At 35.0% G+C, this 20,183-nt stretch carries 21 protein-coding genes; 13 read left to right on the forward strand and 8 right to left on the reverse strand.

The genetic code is table 11. The features are described 5' to 3' along the window. A partial coding sequence (locus tag FC81_RS10975) for a Gfo/Idh/MocA family oxidoreductase (RefSeq protein WP_338041713.1) occupies nucleotides 1–683 on the forward strand: 683 nt, incomplete at its 5' end. Nucleotides 684–872: 189 nt separating this feature from the next. On the opposite strand, the gene FC81_RS05905 is transcribed toward FC81_RS10975, so the two are convergent. Together FC81_RS05905 and FC81_RS05910 are read right to left on the reverse strand one after the other, a co-directional pair. Further along, complete coding sequence (locus FC81_RS05905) at nucleotides 873–1,241, reverse strand: ACT domain-containing protein (RefSeq protein WP_057744222.1); 369 nt, start codon at nucleotides 1,239–1,241, stop codon at nucleotides 873–875. A 117-nt stretch (nucleotides 1,242–1,358) separates the two neighbouring features. Next, nucleotides 1,359–2,741: an MFS transporter gene (locus FC81_RS05910; protein WP_057744225.1), complete on the reverse strand. Its 1,383-nt coding sequence runs from the start codon at nucleotides 2,739–2,741 to the stop codon at nucleotides 1,359–1,361. Nucleotides 2,742–2,837: 96 nt separating this feature from the next. Here FC81_RS05910 and FC81_RS05915 point away from each other — a divergent pair, with 96 nt between their 5' ends. After that, entirely contained in the window at nucleotides 2,838–3,950 is a 1,113-nt protein-coding gene (locus tag FC81_RS05915) for an ArsR/SmtB family transcription factor (RefSeq protein WP_057744228.1), read from the forward strand. Between the two features lie 668 nt (nucleotides 3,951–4,618). Here the strand turns inward: FC81_RS05915 and FC81_RS05920 are convergent. After that, nucleotides 4,619–5,161, reverse strand: a complete 543-nt coding sequence (locus FC81_RS05920) for a biotin transporter BioY (protein ID WP_057744230.1) — start codon at nucleotides 5,159–5,161, stop codon at nucleotides 4,619–4,621. A gap of 171 nt (nucleotides 5,162–5,332) precedes the next feature. Here FC81_RS05920 and bioB point away from each other — a divergent pair, with 171 nt between their 5' ends. Beyond that, a complete protein-coding gene (gene bioB, locus FC81_RS05925; RefSeq protein ID WP_057745044.1) occupies nucleotides 5,333–6,295 on the forward strand; it encodes a biotin synthase BioB in 963 nt (320 codons plus the stop codon). An 885-nt stretch (nucleotides 6,296–7,180) separates the two neighbouring features. After that, on the forward strand, nucleotides 7,181–7,591 hold the full coding sequence (locus tag FC81_RS05930) for a VOC family protein (protein WP_057744233.1): 411 nt from the start codon (nucleotides 7,181–7,183) through the stop codon (nucleotides 7,589–7,591). A 127-nt stretch (nucleotides 7,592–7,718) separates the two neighbouring features. On the opposite strand, the gene FC81_RS05935 is transcribed toward FC81_RS05930, so the two are convergent. From FC81_RS05935 to FC81_RS05945, 3 genes are read right to left on the reverse strand one after another with little or no spacing between them, the layout of a single operon-like run. Then, nucleotides 7,719–8,357 carry a TetR/AcrR family transcriptional regulator gene (locus tag FC81_RS05935; RefSeq protein ID WP_057744236.1) on the reverse strand — a complete coding sequence of 213 codons (639 nt, stop codon included), beginning with the start codon at nucleotides 8,355–8,357 and terminating at the stop codon, nucleotides 7,719–7,721. 1 nt (nucleotide 8,358) lies between these two features. Continuing rightward, nucleotides 8,359–9,132 (reverse strand): ABC transporter permease, encoded by a 774-nt coding sequence (locus FC81_RS05940; protein WP_057744239.1) that lies wholly within the window; start codon nucleotides 9,130–9,132, stop codon nucleotides 8,359–8,361. Continuing rightward, nucleotides 9,122–10,042 carry an ABC transporter ATP-binding protein gene (locus FC81_RS05945; protein ID WP_057744241.1) on the reverse strand — a complete coding sequence of 307 codons (921 nt, stop codon included), beginning with the start codon at nucleotides 10,040–10,042 and terminating at the stop codon, nucleotides 9,122–9,124. Before FC81_RS05945 ends, FC81_RS05940 begins: the two co-directional genes overlap by 11 nt. A 277-nt stretch (nucleotides 10,043–10,319) precedes the next feature. On the opposite strand from FC81_RS05945, the gene FC81_RS05950 reads away from it, so the two are divergent. The 4 genes from FC81_RS05950 to FC81_RS05965 all read left to right on the forward strand — a co-directional run bounded on the left by FC81_RS05950 (nucleotide 10,320) and on the right by FC81_RS05965 (nucleotide 14,492). Further along, on the forward strand, nucleotides 10,320–10,718 hold the full coding sequence (locus FC81_RS05950; RefSeq protein WP_057744245.1) for a GNAT family N-acetyltransferase: 399 nt from the start codon (nucleotides 10,320–10,322) through the stop codon (nucleotides 10,716–10,718). Between the two features lie 244 nt (nucleotides 10,719–10,962). Further along, complete coding sequence (locus FC81_RS05955) at nucleotides 10,963–11,769, forward strand: alpha/beta fold hydrolase (RefSeq protein ID WP_057744248.1); 807 nt, start codon at nucleotides 10,963–10,965, stop codon at nucleotides 11,767–11,769. 312 nt (nucleotides 11,770–12,081) lie between these two features. Then, nucleotides 12,082–12,702 (forward strand): MarR family winged helix-turn-helix transcriptional regulator, encoded by a 621-nt coding sequence (locus FC81_RS05960; RefSeq protein ID WP_057744251.1) that lies wholly within the window; start codon nucleotides 12,082–12,084, stop codon nucleotides 12,700–12,702. Continuing rightward, the gene (locus FC81_RS05965) at nucleotides 12,702–14,492 is read left to right on the forward strand and encodes an ABC transporter ATP-binding protein (RefSeq protein ID WP_057744254.1); all 1,791 of its coding nucleotides are present in this window, start codon (nucleotides 12,702–12,704) and stop codon (nucleotides 14,490–14,492) included. The genes FC81_RS05960 and FC81_RS05965 overlap by 1 nt, the downstream gene beginning before the upstream one ends. A 72-nt stretch (nucleotides 14,493–14,564) precedes the next feature. Here the strand turns inward: FC81_RS05965 and FC81_RS05970 are convergent, their stop codons facing one another. Next, entirely contained in the window at nucleotides 14,565–15,716 is a 1,152-nt protein-coding gene (locus FC81_RS05970; RefSeq protein WP_057744257.1) for an alpha/beta hydrolase, read from the reverse strand. A 148-nt stretch (nucleotides 15,717–15,864) separates the two neighbouring features. Between FC81_RS05970 and FC81_RS05975 the strand changes: the two genes are divergently transcribed. The 3 genes from FC81_RS05975 (at nucleotide 15,865) to FC81_RS05985 (ending at nucleotide 17,557) form a co-directional block, all read left to right on the forward strand. Next, nucleotides 15,865–16,446 (forward strand): TetR/AcrR family transcriptional regulator, encoded by a 582-nt coding sequence (locus FC81_RS05975; protein WP_057744260.1) that lies wholly within the window; start codon nucleotides 15,865–15,867, stop codon nucleotides 16,444–16,446. Nucleotides 16,447–16,534: 88 nt separating this feature from the next. After that, nucleotides 16,535–17,170 carry a Type 1 glutamine amidotransferase-like domain-containing protein gene (locus FC81_RS05980; RefSeq protein ID WP_057744262.1) on the forward strand — a complete coding sequence of 212 codons (636 nt, stop codon included), beginning with the start codon at nucleotides 16,535–16,537 and terminating at the stop codon, nucleotides 17,168–17,170. Between the two features lie 87 nt (nucleotides 17,171–17,257). Next, nucleotides 17,258–17,557, forward strand: a complete 300-nt coding sequence (locus FC81_RS05985; protein WP_420806343.1) for a CHY zinc finger protein — start codon at nucleotides 17,258–17,260, stop codon at nucleotides 17,555–17,557. A 76-nt stretch (nucleotides 17,558–17,633) separates the two neighbouring features. On the opposite strand, the gene FC81_RS05990 is transcribed toward FC81_RS05985, so the two are convergent. Next, complete coding sequence (locus FC81_RS05990) at nucleotides 17,634–18,038, reverse strand: hypothetical protein (RefSeq protein WP_235804640.1); 405 nt, start codon at nucleotides 18,036–18,038, stop codon at nucleotides 17,634–17,636. A gap of 196 nt (nucleotides 18,039–18,234) precedes the next feature. Between FC81_RS05990 and FC81_RS05995 the strand changes: the two genes are divergently transcribed. Next, on the forward strand, nucleotides 18,235–19,185 hold the full coding sequence (locus FC81_RS05995) for a choloylglycine hydrolase family protein (RefSeq protein WP_057744269.1): 951 nt from the start codon (nucleotides 18,235–18,237) through the stop codon (nucleotides 19,183–19,185). Nucleotides 19,186–19,507: 322 nt separating this feature from the next. After that, nucleotides 19,508–19,996: a GNAT family N-acetyltransferase gene (locus FC81_RS06000; RefSeq protein WP_057744271.1), complete on the forward strand. Its 489-nt coding sequence runs from the start codon at nucleotides 19,508–19,510 to the stop codon at nucleotides 19,994–19,996. Nucleotides 19,997–20,183 lie beyond the last annotated feature (187 nt).

Consider the following 20,183-nt stretch of genomic DNA (forward strand, 5'->3'; position numbering starts at 1 on the left):
AGTTGCAAATAATCAGAGAAATTTTAACTCAAAAACCGCAATTATATTTTATGGAGGGAATAAAAAATATTTTCCTACCAGCTTTTAAAAAAATCGAATCTTTATTACCACAGTTAGGAGCCCTAGATGGTGCTAACTTAGTTTATCTGACTTCGGGGTTAGCTGGCACAAACTTTAGTAATATGAAAAATCTCCCTGGTGTTGTTTCACGAAAAGCAGCAAGAGGTGTCTTATATGACCTAGGTGTCTATCTTATAAGCGCCTCTCTAAGTTGGTTTGGAAAGCCTGTTCAAGTAAACTATACCGCTAAGTTAGTAGATCATCCTGATGGTGCTGACTATTTTGGACGTGGACGGTTAATCTACCCAACTTTTAACGTTGATTTCTTAGTTGGTAATAAAACTTCTAGTCAAACCGTAAGTGAGATTTATGGAAGTGAAGCAACTTTGGTTTTAGACCGTCCAACCCATTTAGAAAAACTGACTCTTTTACGTAATGACCAAAAGGCTGTTACGATGAGTAGTCCAAAACTTACTAATACGATGATCCCTGAAGTAAAACATTTTGTTGAAATGGTTATGAAACAAAACCGCAAAGAAATGTGGCGTTTGTTTGAATTAACAACTACTTCAACCACTATTTTACAAACTATGCGGGACTCTGCTGGGATAGAATTTCAGTAATATCGATAGGTGTAGAAGAGGGGATCCGTTAGAAAAAAGATAGTTTGAAATAAATTAAGGTATATAATATAAAAAAAGTCTTAAATATAGTTGCTTATTGCCAACTACATTTAAGACTTTTTTATTCTTACATTTATTATAAATAAAGATTTAACAATTCTAATTAATAAACTTCTTGGAATAAAGAGATTAAGCGTTGATTACCTCATAGTTTTGTTCTTTAAGTACTGCAACGGCTGCCGTTGCATCCGTTTCTTTCACTAAAATATAGTCAGTGTTATAGGTTGAAACCGCAAAAATACTGATACTGTGTTCAGCAAGCAAAGATGAGATCTTAGCTAGAATACCCACCAAACTAAAGTCTAGAACACCTTGTATCTGGAAAGCTTTCCAGCCATCTTCACAATTAATAGTTGTATGCGGAACTCTGTCGGTAGGTGCTACAATTGAAATCTCATCATTAGTTAGACCGATAAACATTGGCTTAACTAACTTAATATCCTTGATACTAGTTACTTGAAAAACTGAAAAGTCATCTGGTAATAAAGCAATTTTCATATCTATATTCCTCCCTAATAGGCTAAATGGCAACCTCAGAAAAGTCGCGACAAGTTTTTCTGTTTTTAATAGTTCTAGCTGTGTATCTATTAATACTAGCTTCGACAAAAATTAATATCAATCCTTTTTGTAAAATATGTGTCTTTGAGGCATAGAGGAAAAAGCAATAGTTAAAGAAACTATTATAATAGCTAAAATAAGTGTTATCCCAAAGTTAATTCTAATACTACTAATTAAACCTCGTGGAAAGAGATTTAAAATAGCTGCTCCAACTGCGGTCCCACTAGCAATCGCAACATTTTGAACCATTCTTTGTAATGATCCAATACTACCTTGAGATCTTTGGTTTCCCAACTGCATAATAACAGCGATATTAGCCGGTTGAAAGAACCCACCACCAATACCATATACAAATAACAAGAAGGTAACTATTAAAGCTGACCAGTACTGATTGACAAATAATAATCCTGCTAGGGAAAAAGTGATAATTATAAGACCAATCAGACTGAAAAACTGATTTTGATGGCCATTATTTAGTTTCCCTGAGATGCGTGAAAAAATGACTAATCCTGCAGGAGCACCCAAAACGAGTAAGCCTGTTAAACCGACATTAAAGCCAAGAACTTTTTCGAATATGAAAGGCGGAAGTAGAAAAATCATCGCTGAAGCAAAGCCAAAAATAATGGTTTGCCCCAAGTATAGCCAGCTATGTAGATCATTCTGTAAACTCCCAAAATCAATTAATGGTGCATCCTGCTTAGTCTCTACTGAATATAATAACCAGCCAAGAAGTAAACTAATTATAAATAAGCTAAAGCTCCATATAAAATACACATAATTACTAAGCAGTGAAAAACCTGTTAAAAGGGAAATAATCAACAACGCACTAGTAATGCTGCCAAATAAATCAAACTTAACTTTCTTAGTCTTTTCAGAAGAGGTTCTAATTAACTGCCGGTTACAAATTAAACCGATAACGATGAAGGGTAGATTAATCCAAAAAAGAAACCTCCATAAGTTAAGTGCTAAGAAAAAGCCACCCACTGACGGTCCTAATACAGGTCCTAGGCCAATCATAATCCCTAAAACTCCCAGTGCATTAGAAATATGTTTTGCATCAATCAACGTTGTGATTAAGGCAGCTGAAGTTGCCTGCAGTGCGGCTGCCCCAATTCCTTGCAGTACTCTAAAAATAATTAAAGCGATAATATTAGAAGACATACCGCATAAAACTGATCCTATTCCAAAAAGAACTAACCCCCAGTAGGAGACCTTGAGTTTTCCAAAACGGTCACTAGCATAGCCAAAGGGGAGAATAAAAATAGCTAAGCTCATTGTATAACTAATGGCACTCAACGCTGCAATACTAGTTGTCGTGGCAAATTCTTTTTGTAAAAAGGGGAGTGCCACGTTGATAATTCCTGTGTCTAAGGTTGATAATAACATGCCTATTCCTGCAAGGACTATTACCAGTGTATTTTTTGTTATCTTCTTATTCATTCTACTTTCTCCTTCGCTCTTAAGTAATTCAATGATAGAATGAATCCAGAACTAATTCCAACGATTCCAGAATTTTGAAATTGAAAGGTAAATCAAATGACAATCAATATTAAGTTCAGTCCTTATGCTTTACAGAATAACGAAACATTAATGCAACGTGTTCAATTTGTTTATTCACCGTTAAATGAACTCTTTCGAAGTTTACACGTCTTATTGAACCCACGACACCATGGAATGCATATCGCATGGGCTTTGGATGCTCAACAGCGTCTATCGGACAAACTTTTAAACGATTTACAGTATTTTTCGTTACTTTACGAATTAGGAGTCCCGCCCATTTTACTTAATAATTTTGAGAGTTTAGCTCCTAACTTGGATCGTGAGATCGAACAGCTAAAGACTTATTTATCTACAATAGATCCCCAAGCTTTTTTAAATAGTTTGAAGAAAGTAGTAGCTGAGCGGAAAAGTAATTTTATTCCTACACTGGGAAAAAGTCTTGAGTGGCAAGATTTTCAACCAAGTCATACTCCCAGTTTACTTAAAGACTTAGCTGCTGATCCTCCCGCCGTTTATCAACGTCTGATTACTTTTATTCAAGAGTATCGGCAGCAGGTTTTTGATTGGACGTGGAATTCTAAGGGGTTAAAACAATTATTGTTAAATGAGATTGAACGGCAATCACTTTACCTGAAACGATATGGTTTTATAAAACTAATTAATAATTTACAAGTCGACCGGATATCTTGGCGTGAAAAAGAGTTGGTTATTGTAAAACCCTTTACGCAGAAGATTGAATTAACCAGTCAAGAAACAATCATCCTGCTGCCTAGTTGCTTTACGTGGCCGCACTTGTTTGTTGATCGATTCAAACATGGCATTGTTTTAAACTATAATGCTTCAAGTAAGCAGCAATTAACTCTGGGACCCAGCTATCTTGCCGATGTCTTTAACGCTTTGAGCGATGTTGTGAGATTGAAAATAATCAAATTACTGGCTGACCAGCCTAGTACAACGCAAGCTTTAGGACAGATCCTGACAATGAGTAACTCAACTGTTTCACATCATCTTAAACTGCTTAAAACTGCTGGTATCGTTACAACTAAAAAGGAGGGGAAATTTGTCTTATATGAACCAGCTAAAATGCTTACCAAACTGATTCCTGATTTCTATACCCTAATAAAAGATAATAAAAATTGGCTAAAATAACCTAAATCTGTGTTTTAAAAAATTAACTTTTTTACTAAACTAAATGAATTGAGGAACTTTAAGATGCATCTCAACACTTTGAAATATTTTGTTGATGTAGTTGAACTTAAAAGTTTCCCCGAATTTAACATTGAAGTACACCACCTAAAAGACTATACCAAAAGGCCATGAAGACCTATTCTTAAATCACCACAAAATAAGAAAGAGATGTCTTCATGACCCATAATCGGAATACCATTACTTATCACTATCAACAACTTCAATCTTACGAACGCGGTTTTATTATGATTCGACAATCTGACGGTTAGTACTGTCGTCAGACCGTACCAGAAACAAAGCGCTATATTCGGCTCACATTTAGTGCCGCCAACACACCTGCAGAAATACATTCGAGAACAAGAAGCAGAAGATCAGCTCAATGATAGCATCAGTAAACGAGAATATATTGATCCATTTAAAAAGTCAAAACGAGATTAAAATAATGCGGTAGCGGTTGGTAGTGTTTTGTTTGGCCCCTTTAAGGGGCTTTTTGTGTTGGGGCAAGCCCTTATAGGGCTAAAAAAAAGCCACCAGTTATGCTGGTGGATGATTACTATTTTATTATCAGGACTTATAAATAAACAGATAATTTCAACTGCTAGCTGTTATTCAGGACATAAAAATTAACATCAAATATTGCTCTTAAAAGCTGTATTAGCCCTTAACTTTTCGAAAATAAACAGTGCTGCGATAGACTTGATCGTATCCCCAGGAATAAATACTAAAACAGAAAGAAAAGCTTTTGGTAGGGGCATTTCTCCCAGAAATGCCAGACCAAGCGCTCCGCAAATATTAACGAAGACAACACCGACGATCCAAATGATGATAAAATCAACAAACATTTTCTTATTTGAGAACATTTTTAGAGCCTGTCCCATAATTAAAGGACAAAGTAAGAAACTAAGCAAGTAGCCGCCAGAAGGGCCAATAAAAACGGCAATACCCCCACGACCGCCCGTAAGGAAAGGACATCCTAAAGCAACCAAAATAAGCAGCATAAGAACCGCTAAAGTCCCTCTTTTTGAACCTAACAGAGCTCCTGCAAGCATAACACCTAAGTTCTGCAAAACAATAGGGACTGGGATAAAGCCTAATGGAATACCAGGAATCAACCCTAAAATAATCAAAATAGCTGTCATTAAAGCGACCTGTGTTATTGTTCTTATCTTCATAACAAACCTCCTAATTGAAATAAATACGCATTAAAGAATACAGCTTTGTTAACCATTTTGTCAAATTAAGTTAACAAAGCCTTGTTTTTCTTTTTAATCTATGCAATTATTTTATTGTTAACCATTAGTGAACAGTAAGATAACTAAAGGGAGTTGGATTAATTGGATTATATGAATTTGGCACAAGAGATATTAGCTGGAAATAGAAAAATAACTAAAGGAGAAGTACTTAACATTCTCCACAGTGAAGAAGATTGGTGGTCGATTTTTGCCGCAGCTATGTATTTAAAGAACCAAGTAACACAAAATTCTTTAAGATTGAATGTTTTGTTGAGTGCAAAACAAGGCATTTGTAACGAAGACTGCGGTTATTGTGCTCAATCAAGACGGAGCACAGAAGATATTGAAAAATATGGCTTAGTCCCCAATGCTGTAATTTTAAGAAAAGCCGTTCTGGCTAAAAAAAACCATGCGAGTGTTTTTTGTATTGCACTTAGTGGAACTAAACCTTCTAAAAAAGAGGTGGATCAGTTGTGTGAGATCATACCTACGATCAAAAAACGACTTGGTCTTGAGATTTGTCTTTCTGCTGGTTTTGTTGATAATGATCAGTTAGAGAAACTTAAGCGTGCAGGGATAAATAGAATAAACCATAATTTGAATACTCCTAGAGAAAACTACCGTAAAATAGCAACTACACATAATTACGATGATCGTTGTGAAACACTAAAAAGAGTTAACGCTCATCAAATCGATGTATGTTCCGGTTTTATCTGTGGGATGGGTGAGACAGATAGTGAATTAGTTGAACTTGCTTTTGATTTAAAAGATAGAAAGCCCTTTTCCATCCCTGTTAATTTTTTACTTGCAATCGAAGGCACTCCTTTAGCAGGTAAAAATGAGCTGACACCACTTAAATGCCTTAAGATAATGACTATGATGCGGTTCATCTTCCCACGTAAGGAACTGAGACTAAGTGCAGGACGAGAGAAACATTTTGGTGATCTGCAACCAATGGCACTCTTACTTGTAAATTCAACATTTTTAGGTGATTATCTGACTGAAGAGGGGGAAAATAAAAATGTTGATTTAGATCTTTTAGAAAATCTAGCTTTGAAAATCGAAAACAGCTAATTTATCTGATCTTCGAAATATCTGTAAGGGGAAAGTATGCTGATAAAAGCCAGTAAAGTTAGGCAGGGTAAGTGAGTAACCAAGATGTTTTTTCAGTATATGATTCTTAAAGTGAAAGGGCGTAAAAAATATTACTTTAGCTTATAGTCCACTGATTAATTCTCATTTTTTCTTTGAAACATAACATGTCTTTTCTTCAGCTAACCGACCATGATTAAAAAATCATGGTCAAACAAAACAGTATGTATCGTGAAATAATATGAGTACATTAGTGATAATAAAGCTAACGTTTTCAATGTGCTAAGTGACGTTGTTAGATTAGAAATCATCAAACTACTTTCTGAGCAGCCATGTACGACATGAATAATGACAAAAATGCACACAAACTTTAAGTTTTTGTTATCGTTTTTAGTAACAGTTATCCTAAATTACACAAAGGCCCAATAATTTTCGTCATACATCATAAAAAATTGAGTTATAATAGCGTATGTTGACTTGCAATCAAACCGTATAGCCGGTGTATACACTTTCAAAACTATCTTTAAAAAAGGTTTTTAGCGCCGTTAAAGAATTATGATTATCAATCATTATTTTAAAGTTCTTAAGGCAATGTGCTTAAGTTGCACTGCTGCTTTTACTCACAAAAACATTGATCCAGCATAATGAATCTCTCTAATATATACTTAGAACAACTCAAAATCTGCAAAAAGAGTTGTTTTTTATTTTAAAAATTTTAGAAATTTAAATCTTTCACAAATCAGATAATTGTAATTAAGTTAGATATCGCTATAATGAAAGCGTATTGATGTTTAGAGGGGAATTCCGTAGAAACTCTTCAGTCATAAATATTAAGTTGCCATGTCGCGTAGTAAAGGGGGAATAATAATGAAAAAAATGATATTCGTAAATTTACCTGTAACTGATTTACAACGCTCAATAAATTTTTACGAAGCTCTCGGATTTAAGAAGAACTCTGATTTTTCTAACGAAACTAGTGCAGGAATGATGTGGAGCAACAATATTTGGATAATGTTATTGACACACGAATTTTATAGCAGTTTCTTAAAAAAACAAACACTTGCCAACACTCAGAAAACTAGTGGTTCAATAACTGCTTTTAGTTTGGAAAGTATCGATGCTGTCAAAGCTTTTGCTGAGACTGCTAAAAAGCATGGCGGTGATTTTTATCACGTTGACTTAGATATTCCTGAAGAGCAAATGTATGAGCTGGAGGTTAAAGACCCAGATGGTAATCTCTTATCGGTCGTTTGGATGAACATGCCAGATACTATCTAAGATTTTCTATTGCCTATTCATTATAAGAATAAAAATTAAGCGTTCTTACTTAGAGTACCTAGACTTCTCGGATAATAATTTACTCCGTTTAGGCTCTCGCAGTTAGAACGCTTTTTTTGCATATTTTTTATTTCCACCCAGCTAATAATGCATTGATCCCCATTAAAAACTGTTGTTTCTTAGTGAACTGATCTTCTTGCAGCGTTTTTAATAATTCACCCCAAAGGACAGATTTAGCCTGTAGTTCCTCCATTAAAGTTGGGTTAATTTGTCCACCATGTTCAGGTTCAACAGCTTCTGCCCAAACAAAACCTAGCGTATACACGGTCAATGAATTGATTAAAAAAACAGTTGTAGGTTGTATTTCCATACCGGCTGCCTTTAACTTACGCAAAATATCTTCAATCAACATGAATTCCGTTCTGGTTACCATAGGGTGAGTGGAAACTAAGGGTAAAATTTTAGGGTGCTCCAACAGATTTTTACGTAATCCGGACATTATTAATATTATTTGTCCTTGCCAGTTATCATGTTGGCTATCTGTTTTAAAAACCAAAGCTTTCTCCCAAATCCACTCAACTAAACCATCAAAAAGCGCTCCTTGATTTGAGAAATAACGATAAACTGCCATTGGTGAAACGTTCATTTGCTGGCCCAGTTTACGCATTGTAAATTTTTGAAGACCAACTTTATCAATTAATTTAAGTGTTGCTTGTAGAATATATTTTCGACTTAAAGTTTCTTTTGTCGGTTTTAGTGGTTCCATGCTAATTATTTCCTTCTTTCAACGGTCGATAGTAAAAACCTATTAGAGATAAGACACATAAGATAATTGCCATGCACCATAAAGCAAGTAAACTATGGTAAACACTATGTAGATTACCATGATTGAGACTGATATCCTTAATAGCGGTGAGTGCCCAGTAAGCAGGATCGACCTTAGCTATAAGCTTTGCCCAATGTGGAAAAGAGTCAATTGGCGAGAGACTTCCACCAAGTCCGGCCATTAAAATTCCCAGCAGGTTAGATAACGATAGTGCCATTACTGCGGATTTTGTCCAGCTAATTAGTAACGTACCAAAAAAGGTTAGCGTTGCTGCAAAAGAGAAAATAATAGCAATAAAGGCTACCCAGCTACCATTAATATAAAACTTAAATAAAACAATACTAAGAACAACCACAGTCACAAGTTGGAATAATTGTACTAGATACGAAACAAATATCTTACCAAAAATGATTTCTGGCAAAGAAGTAGCAGAAACTTGTTGCCGATCCCAAGTATTCCAATTAGATTCATCAAAAAACATTTGAATTATTAATTGAAGTGAAAAAAATGAAAAGAGAATTGCTAACCCCGGGATGACTTGTTCAGAACCATTAGCATGCAAATAGCCTTCTGTGACTAACTGTATCTTAGCAGCTGGTAACATAAATGGTGCCATAACTAGCGGAACTAAGACCATAATAAATTGTACAGTAGGATCAGCTAATTGCAAGCGGCTATTTAATTTAATAACGGCTAATATTTGATTAATTTTCATTACAAACCCTCTTTTCTAATAACCTTGAGTAGGCCGATTCTAAATTAGCTTTTAAAATTTTTATATTATTAAGCTGATACTGTTTAACTTTAGGATCAGCAAGTGTCCTCTGCAAGAAGGATACGTAACTTTCTTCAGAATCAACTGATAGTAACGACTCCAAATGATCATGATTTTTTCGCCACCCCTTTAAGTTGGGGAGTTGTTTATCAAAATAGAGTTTTAGCGATGGTCGTGCATATTTGTGAATAACATCCTCCAAAGCACCAGCAAATTGGATCATACCATTATTCAAAAAAACGATACGAGCATTGAGCTCCTCCATCTCTTGGAGATAATGTGTTGTATAGATGATTGTTATTCCTTGTTCACTTAGCCTTTTAACTGCCCGAATAATTTGATTACGTGAAGATACATCTGCTCCCACAGTCGGTTCGTCAAGAAAAATAATTTTAGCTTGACTCATTAATGCAATAGCTGAATGAAGACGGCGTTTTTGACCGCCGCTCAAGTTTTGTGCTTTATTATTTTCTAAAGTCTTCAAGTTAAAAATTGTTGTCACTTGCAAATATTTCTGTACAATTTCTTTAGTACTTAAGCCGTTAAGTTCTCCAAAACTACAAAGATTTTGTTTGACTGTCAGTTGCGGATAAAAGGCTAATTCCTGAGGTGCAATACTAAGATAATGCGTTAAACGTTTTTCTTTAGTTAAAGAATGACCAAATATTTCGACATCACCACCATCACTTTTTAATAGACCCGTCATAATTTTTATTAAAGTCGATTTGCCTGCTCCATTAGGACCTAGCAACCCAATAATCTCACCTGATCCGATTTCCAAATTAACTTCATTCAAAATAACATGTTGCTTGAAACTTTTGCGAATTTTTTTCAGTCGAATAGCTAACATACTTTCTCCTTTTTGTTTACGTTGTAATTTATGTTTACATTGTAAATCAAAAAAAACATAATTACCAGTCCAGAATACATCTTTTAACGATATTTATTGTTTTTAAATTATTTATCTAGCTTAATGTCTTAATAACAATACAGTTCAAATGAGCTATATAAAGCTAAGTTAAGCAAAGTATTATTTATAAAAATCGGTTAGCATTTTAGCTTGTTTTAAGCTATTTTTAACGATATATTGATGATAGCTAATTTACTAACCAATTGGAGACGAGATAATGATCACTTACACTAATAAGCGAAAAATAACACCGCATGAGTTAGCACAGCTCTTTCGGGAATCCGGCATACATCGACCTGTAAACGACTTACCTCGTTTAAAAACGATGCTTGAAAATGCCGACATTCTTTGGACCGCATGGGATAATGACAAGTTAGTTGGTGTAGCAAGAGCGTTAACTGATTTTAGCTATGCTTGTTATCTTTCAGACTTAGCCGTTGCTAAAGTATATCAAAAGCAGGGAATAGGGCATACCTTGATTGAAAAACTTCATCTTCAACTTGGTCCAGACGTGTCATTAGTTCTTCTAGCAGCAGCTTCTGCCTTAGAATATTATCCAAAAGTAGACTTTGAAAGAATTGATAATGCTTTTTTAAGAAGAAGACGTCCATTCTAAAGACATTTTCTAAATACGTTATTTTTGTTGCCTCTGTCCATCATAGTCTTCTTATTCGGTGGATTAGGTAGATTACTTATTCAAAAAATTGGTCCAAAAGTATTAGTTTTTAGTGGTGTTTTAGATATAGCGTCATCATATTATAGGCTTTTATTAATAGATCTATTTTAAGTATTAGCATCTTAAAGTGTCATAGAGGTAAGCTAATCAAATATATAGTTAGGCGATTAAAGGGGACACGTTTATGCAGAAATTAATTGATAATACACTTATTCATTATCAAATTGTAGGTAAGGGAGAGACGATCGTTTTTCTTCATGGTTTATGTTTAGATCTTACTTCGATGAAGCTTAGTTATCAGCACTTACTTGCTTCAACTGAATACCAACAAATTTATATTGATCTTCCAGGAATGGGAGAGAGTTCAACTTTTTTGTCTCCCCAACCGACTGGAGATTATTTGATAAAGTTAATTATAAAATTGCTTGACACTATTAAAGTTAACGAATTTTATCTCGGTGGACATTCTTATGGCGGCTATTTAAGTCTTGGAATTGCATATAATTGTCCCAAACGCGTGAAAGGTATTTTTTTGACATGTCCAGTTATAACAGCTAACCGAGATAAACGAAAAACTGCCCATCACCTAAATATAAAAAAGGATGATTTTGATCTTCCTAAAAGCAAGTATGCAAGCGACTTTTTAGAGATGAATACAGTCATTACAAAAACGACATGGAAAAACTATTTGCGTAAAGTAATTTCCGGTCTTGAAAAGTGTGATTTTAGTTTTATTAAGAAACTACAGGAACATAATTACCAGAATTATCAATTGCAAGAAGAGGAAAATATTAAAAGATGGCAACCTGATATCCCGCTTTTTCTACTTCTTGGCAAACATGATCAAATTGTCGGTTTTAAGGAACAGGTACGCTTGGACACAAACTTTAAAAATAGCAGTCTACTTATTTTGGAAAATGCTGGTCATAACCTCCCAATTGACCAACCAGAGATATTTGCTAGCTGCGTAAAATCATTTTTCACAACCTAGCTTATATTTAAAAGTTGGCAAAGATAACATGAACTACTTTAATAAGTTCCAATCCTTATGAACAAAAAATTAAACTCAGCTCTGATGTTAGACAGTATAAGCGACTGACATCAGGGCTTTTTAGGACTGCTCAGACAACTAACTGATAACCTGGCTTGAAACTAGCTAGCGTCTTTGATGAATATGTAGAAAATAATCTGTTAGTCAAATAATATTTATTTAGTTTATGAGTTGACGAACAAAATAATTTGTATTATAGTTTATTTTGTTAGGAAGACATTAAACTAAATAAATAATAGAGGAGTTTATCTAATGAATAAAAATAGAGTTCTAAATAGCCTTATGACGATTACACGACAATCTTTTTTAGTTTTTATGAATCAGATAGAAGAAAGACCCGATAATACATTTGAAACGCTAAAACTATTATCAGAGGAAGAAAATGTAACGGCTGGCCGAATTGCAGAAGTACTTGATATCAAGCCTTCAAGTGTCACACAAATTATTAAAAAACTTGAGAAAGCGGGGACAGTAAAGCGGATCAAATCTGAACAAGATGCTAGAATAACATTTGTTAAACTAACGGCTATAGGTCGTGAAACCCTTAATACTCGTGGCAATCTGTCAACCGGACTAAAAGAAGAAATGTTTAAAGGCTTCAGCGATACAGAACTTAAAGATCTTAGTGGTTATCTGGACCGCCTTGGTGAAAATCTAACGAGTGATAGTTTTGAAAAAAAGGTTGCAAAAACATTTGGTGATGATCGACATTGGAGACATTTTGCACAGATGTCCGCACGTTTTGGACATGCACGTGAAAAAATGTTGGATCGACATAACTTTGAACATTATCATAATTTTTCAAATTGTGATGGTTTTAACCATGAAGATTTCAGAGGCTTTGATAGATGGAAGAGAGGACATGACAAATAATGGCACAAAATAATAATACTCATGAACTTGCCAGAAACTCAGTAAAAGCAGACCAAACTAAATTCTCATTTAAAGAATTTATTGGGTTGATTAAACAAACTGACCCCAAATATCTCTTATTAGTCTCGGGGATATTACTACTTACTGTCTCATCAGGTATTCAAGTCTATGTTCCTAAGTTAGCTTCCAGCCTCGTAAATAATTTTCAAAAAGGTGTTGATTACCAGCTATTAGGGACAGTCGTAGGCCTCTTCGTTTTTTCGGCTATCGTTTCAGCTATTGGTGGAACAATACTTGGTATTTTTGGTGAAAATGTCATTCAAAACATGCGGAAAAAACTATGGAACAAGCTCACTATGTTGAAAGTTTCCTACTTTGACTCTGTAAAAGCAGGGGAAATGAGTAGCCGTGTCACAAATGACACAACTCAAGTCAAACAGCTTTTAGCAGTGACTTTTCCACAAACGATCGCAAGCATCATCACCGTCATCGGAACAGTTTACATGATGATCAGAATGGACTGGCATATGTCATTAGCGATGGTGATAGCTGTTCCTGTTGTCATTGCCTTTATGGTTCCCATCATGGCGTTTGGATCTAAAGTCAGTCATATAAGACAAGATGCAATCAGTCGTTTTAGTGGAATCGCAACAGAAACCTTAAGTGAAATCCGTTTGGTAAAATCATCCAATGCAGAAAAACAGGCGCAACTTCGCGCTGCTGACGAAATCAATAGTCTCTATAGTGTAGGTAAAAAAGAGGCCGTCTTTGACGCTGCTATGCAGCCGATTATGATGATGGTCTTTATGTCAATGGTTTTTGGATTACTCGCCTATGGGATGCATCGTATCGCAATTGGTGTGATGTCAATTGGAACATTAATGAGCTTTTTAATGTATTTATTCAATCTAATTGGTGCGATGCCGGTCATTGCCACTTTGTTCTCCGAGATTGCCAAAGCAGCTGGATCAACTCGGCGTGTTCAAGAACTACTAAATAAGATACCCGAAAACTTTGTGACAGGGAAGAAAGTTGACTTAGCAGGCAAAGCCTTGACCGTTTCAAACGTCAGTTTCGCATTTACTGACGCTCCAAATGAACCTGTTCTAACCGATGTTTCCTTTGAGACAAAGCCTAATGAGATCATTGCTTTTGCCGGTCCCTCTGGTGGTGGTAAATCAACGACTTTTAGTCTAATCGAGCGTTTTTACCAGCCGACAAGCGGTTCGATCAAGTTTGGTGATGTTGATATAAATGATATTCAGTTAGCCGATTATCGTAGTCAAATAGGATTTGTATCCCAGGATTCTGCAATTATGGCGGGGACGATTCGCGAAAATCTAACCTATGGGTTAAGCAAAAATTACACGGATCAGCAGCTGTGGGAAGTGCTCGAATTAGCGTATGCACGTTCATTCGTCAAACATATGCCGCATGGACTAGACACCGAAGTAGGTGAACGTGGAACCAAAATCTCAGGTGGGCAACGCCAACGCCTCGCAATTGCGCGTGCTTTTTTACGTGATCCTAAGCTTTTAATGCTCGATGAGGCGACAGCCAGTCTTGATTCAGAATCTGAGGCAATGGTACAGCAAGCATTAGAAAAACTGATGAAAGGACGGACTACTTTAGTTATTGCTCACCGGCTGTCAACAATTGTTGATAGCGACCGTATCTATTTCATTGAAAAAGGCCGCGTTACTGGTTCAGGCAAGCATGCTAACCTTATTAAGAGTCATAAAACCTATGCTAGATATGTAGCCGAACAATTCAAAACAGATAAGAAGTAGCAATAATAAATGGGCGTAGTCAGAACTAAATTTTGACTATGCCCATTTATTTATATGCATTAAACGTTAAATTTAATCCAGCCATTTCAAAATAGTACTTACGGCTAAACCAATATTTCCTAATTGACAGTGATTAGCTGCAGATTCTTTAGCAGTAAACAGTCTAGCCGTCAGTGAACGAACATTAGTTAACGTGCTGATTTGAAGTGGTAATTGATCAGTAGGGACGTAATGGTCAGCCTGTCCCGAAAGAAGTAAGACATCTTGATCCACCAGTTTTGAAATTGAACTACTGTCATACCTGCTTGAGCATTCAACAAAAGCATATGGGCTTTTTACACCCATAACATGCATTCCCTGTTGAAACGCCCATTGAACCATTAAGCTTTGATCCATTAATGTCGTTAGTTTTTGGTTAAGAGCCAATTTATCCCTATGACCAGCTATTGCTTCTTCAACTTCTTTCTTTAATGGCGCCGGCAGTTGGCGGGTTACGCATTTAAATAGACTTGGTAAGATATCGAAACAGACGACTTTCTTGATTCTTTTTTCGAATGCGGCAGCCCTTAACACTAGGTTCCCGCCAAGTGACATCCCAATCGCAATCGCATCATTAACTTTAAAATAATCCAAAACAGCTTTAACTGGTTTTTCCCATTGAGAGGTCATCGGTATTTGATGATTTTCAAGAACATATCCTTGACCAGGGCCATCGAAATAAATTACCTCATAACCAGCATCCCGGTAAACTAACATCATTCGCGTAAGTTCTTCAATGTACCCATCAAATCCGTTAATAAATAAGATCGTTCCTCGCGGCTTCTCAGGTGCGACTCGATATGCAGAAAGTTTTCCATTCTGGTAAGGAATCAAAAAATGCTGCTTATCACTTATACCATAAAATTCATTGTTTAGCGAAATAAATTGTTCACGTAGCTTTTTCTTGTTCTTATCATCCTCAGGCAAATAGAATTCTGCCGCTCTAAAATACAACGCTGCTCTTAGCTTTTCGTTTTCATTTAGCGCTGTTTGACCCAGCTTTTCAAAATCTGCAATCAACGTCGTGTATGTCTGATCTGTTCCACCGATTGTTTTCATCTGATCTAGCATTACCTGATCATTTGACCAATTGAAAAACCGATTCATTTGAAAATTGACGCTTTGATCTTTATTCAATTGATATATACCTACTGGAAAATCTTTTGTAGTCCATTTTTTATTCATTTACAATCCCTCTTTTCTTTTTCTGGTTAAACTATACAAAGAATGAACTACCGTTTACAATAAGCAATAAATAGCTGTTTGTCGCTTATTAAACAGGCAGACACTGATTGACTATTTAAAACGACTTAATAGATAGAAGGGGTGTAAAGTGTCTATAAAATCTGATTTACGGACCAAAAAAACTAATAAAGCAATATATGCTGCTTTCTTTCAGCTCATCTCTCAAAAGAAATTCAGCGAAATCACTATTAATGATATCGCTAAGCAAGCAATGATCAACCGTTCCACCTTTTATTTGCACTATACTGATAAATATGCACTGCTTAACACACTGGTCGAGGATGGAATTACTAAAGTAATTAATTCAGTATCACCTAAGTCACATATTTCAGATAACAAGCTGGACTATAAGCTATTCGCTGCAGATCTAAGCCGCTCTTTACAAGTTATAGCAGGACAAGCTCAGTTGTTTAAATTTATTTTAAACGATCCTGAATCTTTGGGAATCAGGCAAAGAGCGGAAAAAGCGCTAAAAAAACGACTAACCAATGGTTTCCCTCTAGAAACGCACATCGTTAGAGATTTATTTTTAGAGATAGTTTCATCAATTTATCTTTCCGTTATCTGCTGGTGGCTAAACAACGATATGAAGTACTCGACCTCTTTTTTGACACAAGAGTTAGTAAAATTTTTTGAAGTAGGTCCAGAAGGTTTGCTAACTAGTGATTAAAAATCTTCAGCTGAATAAACTCAATTAAATAATAATTTTATGATTGCGTTTGTTATCTGTTAGTTATCTAAATACAGAGGAGAACTAAATGGAGAATATTTTACTTTCGTCTCGAGCATTCATAAACAAAAAAATTACACAAGGCTTCTTAAGTTTACTAGGAAACACCAACTTTGACTCTGATCAGTTAGTAATTATTGTAAATTCAGTCAGAGAAGGGAAAAAGCATCCCCAAATGATTGAATTGCAACAAACGGTTAAATTATTAGGATTTAAGAAAGTTATCCTCTTTGACGTGCTGTCTGATGATCCAGTTATCCTTAAAACTGCAAAGGGTATTATATTAAATGGAGGTTATGAATTTCTTCTATTAGATAGCTTAAAAAAATCTGGTCTCATAGATTTTTTAAAGTCTCTAGCGGTTCAGGGAAAACCATTTTACGGCATCAGTGCCGGAGCTATTGTCCTCGGACCTGATTTAGATTTATATAATGTCATCTATCCCGAAGACAACTTCAATAATACTTCGGAATTAACTGCGATAAATGCGACTGATATTAGAATTTATCCGCATTATGACAAACACATAGAAATAAATCAGCAATTAGAAACTACAATAAAATATTTCGAAAAACAAACTAAGACCGAAGTTACTAGGCTAGATAATGAACAAGCTATTCTAATAAAAAATAACTGTCTTCAATTACTTACAGCGATAAACTAAATAAGTAGGGAGCATACATTAACATCTGTATATTCATTTTTCACAGTGCAAATAATAAAGAAATTAACTTTTGAGGAGTAATAACTATTGATTGCCATTCACGGAATTAACGTAGATAAAGCTGGGCGTTGTGAACATTACCATCAAGTAAACGATATTGTCGGTTTAAAATGTGCACAGTGTCAGCAATACTTTGCTTGTTATAAATGCCACGATGCACTGAAAGATCATCATTTTGTTGCTTGCGCTAAGAATGATTTACCTGCTATATGTGGTGCCTGCAAGCATACAATGAATTTTCAAGAGTACTCTTTGGGACATTGTCCATATTGTCAAAACAAATTTAATCCAAAATGCTCTTTACATTATGCTATTTACTTTAAATAATTATTAAGTTTATTATATAGAACTATTTACTGGTACTTAATAAATAAAAACTAAGTGTGATATTTAACAATAACACCTAGTTTTTATTTGGATATAAAATACTATCCTTAAAGATACCATCACCCCAAATCTCACGTTCACTTAAAGTAGTTTCAATTAACTCAACCGGCTGATCGTTTAGCAATATCATTGCACAGCTATAGTCTTTAAAAGGGGTATATCTAGGCATAATAATTTGATTTCCCTGCAGCGATTCATCAAGATTAGTAACTGTAAAAGCAACATGCGTCATTGTTTGAATTCGTTTATCCAAACTTGAATGAGGTCCAAACGCATGAAGTTCAATTGGCAAACTCAGATTATTAGCTACATCAAGAGAATACATATCATATAATTCACTGTATTTTGTCTCAGGATTATCTCTAATAGTATTTAGTGTAACCGGCTTTCCAATATGATGAAATTTAATTATATTTTTCAAAATGATAACTCCTTATTATTAAAGTAATATTTAAGCTTATTATAACATTAAGAAATTCACTTCAAAATGCCTATCAATTAGGTGATTTTGTAACTCAGAGTTCTTATTATTATCAGTTGTATTTAATTGTGAAAAAATCAAGAGTGTTCTAATATTAAATCGACACTAGTGTGCTTTTTTAGAAAGGAATGGTTACATGTGTACTGCAGTTACTTTTCTTACTAATGATAACATTCATTTTTTAGCTAGAACAATGGATTTCTCCTTTGAACTAGAGGCGAGGCCAGTCTTCATTCCTCGCAACCACAAGTTCAATTCTTTAGTTGCGGGAACTAAATTTGCCACAAAGTATGGCTTTATTGGAGCAGGTCGCGATATAGATGGGTTCATTTTCGCAGATGGCTTTAATGAAAAGGGTTTTTCTATTGCGTCCTTATATTTTGAAAAGAACGCAAAATATAGTACTGTCACAAAAAAAGACTCCTTGAATATTTCGTCAACTGACCTGGTCTCATGGGCACTAGGTAATATTGAATCGGTAGCAGAATTTGAAGAACGGTATCATGAACTGAACATTGTTGAAGTGATCAATCCTCTTTTACAAGTTAATGTACCGCTTCATTGGATTATTTCAGATAAAACAGGAGCTACAGGGGTTCTAGAAATTACAAAAAAAGGAGCTAACTTTTATCGTAATCAAGTTGGTGTAATGACTAATTCACCAGAATTCTCATGGCACATGACCAACCTAAATCATTATGCGAACCTGCAGCCAACAGAATTTGAACAAAAAAAGTATGGCGATTATGTGACCGTTTCAGATGGTCCAGGTTCTGGAGCCTTGGGACTACCTGGTGATTTTACATCTGCTTCCAGGTTTATTAGAACATCTTTTCTAAGACAATATTCCAGTCGCACAAAGGGTGTGAAAAATGGCGTAATCGCTGTACTGCATATATTGAATTCAGTTGATATACCCAAGGGTGTTAAGATTACACCAAAAAATGTATCTGATTACACACAATATAAAGGTATCATGGATTTAAATAACTTAACTTATTATTTAATGCCATATGAAGATTCCGCACTGACGAAAGTTGATCTAACAAAACAACTTTTAGAGCAAGCGAAGGTAATAACTTTTTAAACAAGTTTGCGCGTAAAAAGATAGACCACTAAATACAATGTCCAGTTGAATGGAACACATCACTTCCATTGACCTTGAAAATTTACCTAATAATCAAGGTGAAGTCAAAATCGGCTATGGATTAGGGCAAGCTTTTAAACACAGAAAACAATAGTAAATCTAATTGTCCTCATAAAGAGGGCAATTTTTTGTTATGTATATATTGGTGTAACTATCATTAAAACTAGATTTGTATAATGCGATTAATATTGCTGTATATCCTAAACGTCACTGATATTCTATGATATAATGACAAAATGTCATGTTGTTAGGAGAATACCTTATGATCAAAATAACTAAAGTTGTGTTAGATGATCTACTATTATTACAAAAATTAAGTATTCGCTCGTACAAGGAAGCTTTTTATAGTTTAATAAATCACAATGATGTGGATTCCTATGTAGATCAAGTATACGAACTAGCTAGCTTAAAGGCTGAATTAACTGACCCTGCAAATGATTTCTATTTTCTAAAAGCGGGGGACAAACTTTGCGGCTATTTAAAATTAACGCTAGAAAACGATTCTTTAGAACTCAGTAGGATATACATGTTGAATGGTTTCAAAGGACTAGGAGTTGGTTCTTTTGCGGTAGAGAAGACTGAAGAAATTGCTCAAAGAAATAACTTGCATAAACTAGTCTTGGGTGTTCTAGCTATAAATACACCTGCCATATCTTTTTATCTGCATAAGGGCTTCGTAAAATACTCAGAGACATCAGTGAAGATAGGCCATGATTCTTTCAAACTATTATTAATGGACAAAGAGATTTAATTAAATAGTGAAAATAATTATTGATACATATAGAAAAGGCTGCAGCTCAAATGTCTGAAAGTTTGTAGCGAGGAGAGACCTCGATATTCACCGTATCAAAACGCAAAGTTAAAGATCATTTTTATTATGCCTTTAAATTTAAAATAACGATAATAAACTTTGTATTCTAAGGTAAGGGTAGTTACTA

The sequence above is a fragment of the Liquorilactobacillus capillatus DSM 19910 genome, assembly GCF_001434915.1.
Taxonomy (GTDB): Bacteria; Bacillota; Bacilli; order Lactobacillales; family Lactobacillaceae; genus Liquorilactobacillus; species Liquorilactobacillus capillatus.

Coding starts and splice junctions, on each gene's coding strand:
- FC81_RS05955 (WP_057744248.1), top strand. CDS start 10,963: ATGCAGAAATTAATTGATAATACACTTATTCATTATCAAATTGTAGGT.
- FC81_RS05945 (WP_057744241.1), bottom strand. CDS start 10,042: ATGTTAGCTATTCGACTGAAAAAAATTCGCAAAAGTTTCAAGCAACAT.
- bioB (WP_057745044.1), top strand. CDS start 5,333: ATGAATTTGGCACAAGAGATATTAGCTGGAAATAGAAAAATAACTAAA.
- FC81_RS05940 (WP_057744239.1), bottom strand. CDS start 9,132: ATGAAAATTAATCAAATATTAGCCGTTATTAAATTAAATAGCCGCTTG.
- FC81_RS05995 (WP_057744269.1), top strand. CDS start 18,235: ATGTGTACTGCAGTTACTTTTCTTACTAATGATAACATTCATTTTTTA.
- FC81_RS05930 (WP_057744233.1), top strand. CDS start 7,181: ATGAAAAAAATGATATTCGTAAATTTACCTGTAACTGATTTACAACGC.
- FC81_RS05970 (WP_057744257.1), bottom strand. CDS start 15,716: ATGAATAAAAAATGGACTACAAAAGATTTTCCAGTAGGTATATATCAA.
- FC81_RS05950 (WP_057744245.1), top strand. CDS start 10,320: ATGATCACTTACACTAATAAGCGAAAAATAACACCGCATGAGTTAGCA.
- FC81_RS05915 (WP_057744228.1), top strand. CDS start 2,838: ATGACAATCAATATTAAGTTCAGTCCTTATGCTTTACAGAATAACGAA.
- FC81_RS06000 (WP_057744271.1), top strand. CDS start 19,508: ATGATCAAAATAACTAAAGTTGTGTTAGATGATCTACTATTATTACAA.
- FC81_RS05980 (WP_057744262.1), top strand. CDS start 16,535: ATGGAGAATATTTTACTTTCGTCTCGAGCATTCATAAACAAAAAAATT.
- FC81_RS05960 (WP_057744251.1), top strand. CDS start 12,082: ATGAATAAAAATAGAGTTCTAAATAGCCTTATGACGATTACACGACAA.
- FC81_RS05935 (WP_057744236.1), bottom strand. CDS start 8,357: ATGGAACCACTAAAACCGACAAAAGAAACTTTAAGTCGAAAATATATT.
- FC81_RS05910 (WP_057744225.1), bottom strand. CDS start 2,741: ATGAATAAGAAGATAACAAAAAATACACTGGTAATAGTCCTTGCAGGA.
- FC81_RS05920 (WP_057744230.1), bottom strand. CDS start 5,161: ATGAAGATAAGAACAATAACACAGGTCGCTTTAATGACAGCTATTTTG.
- FC81_RS05905 (WP_057744222.1), bottom strand. CDS start 1,241: ATGAAAATTGCTTTATTACCAGATGACTTTTCAGTTTTTCAAGTAACT.
- FC81_RS05965 (WP_057744254.1), top strand. CDS start 12,702: ATGGCACAAAATAATAATACTCATGAACTTGCCAGAAACTCAGTAAAA.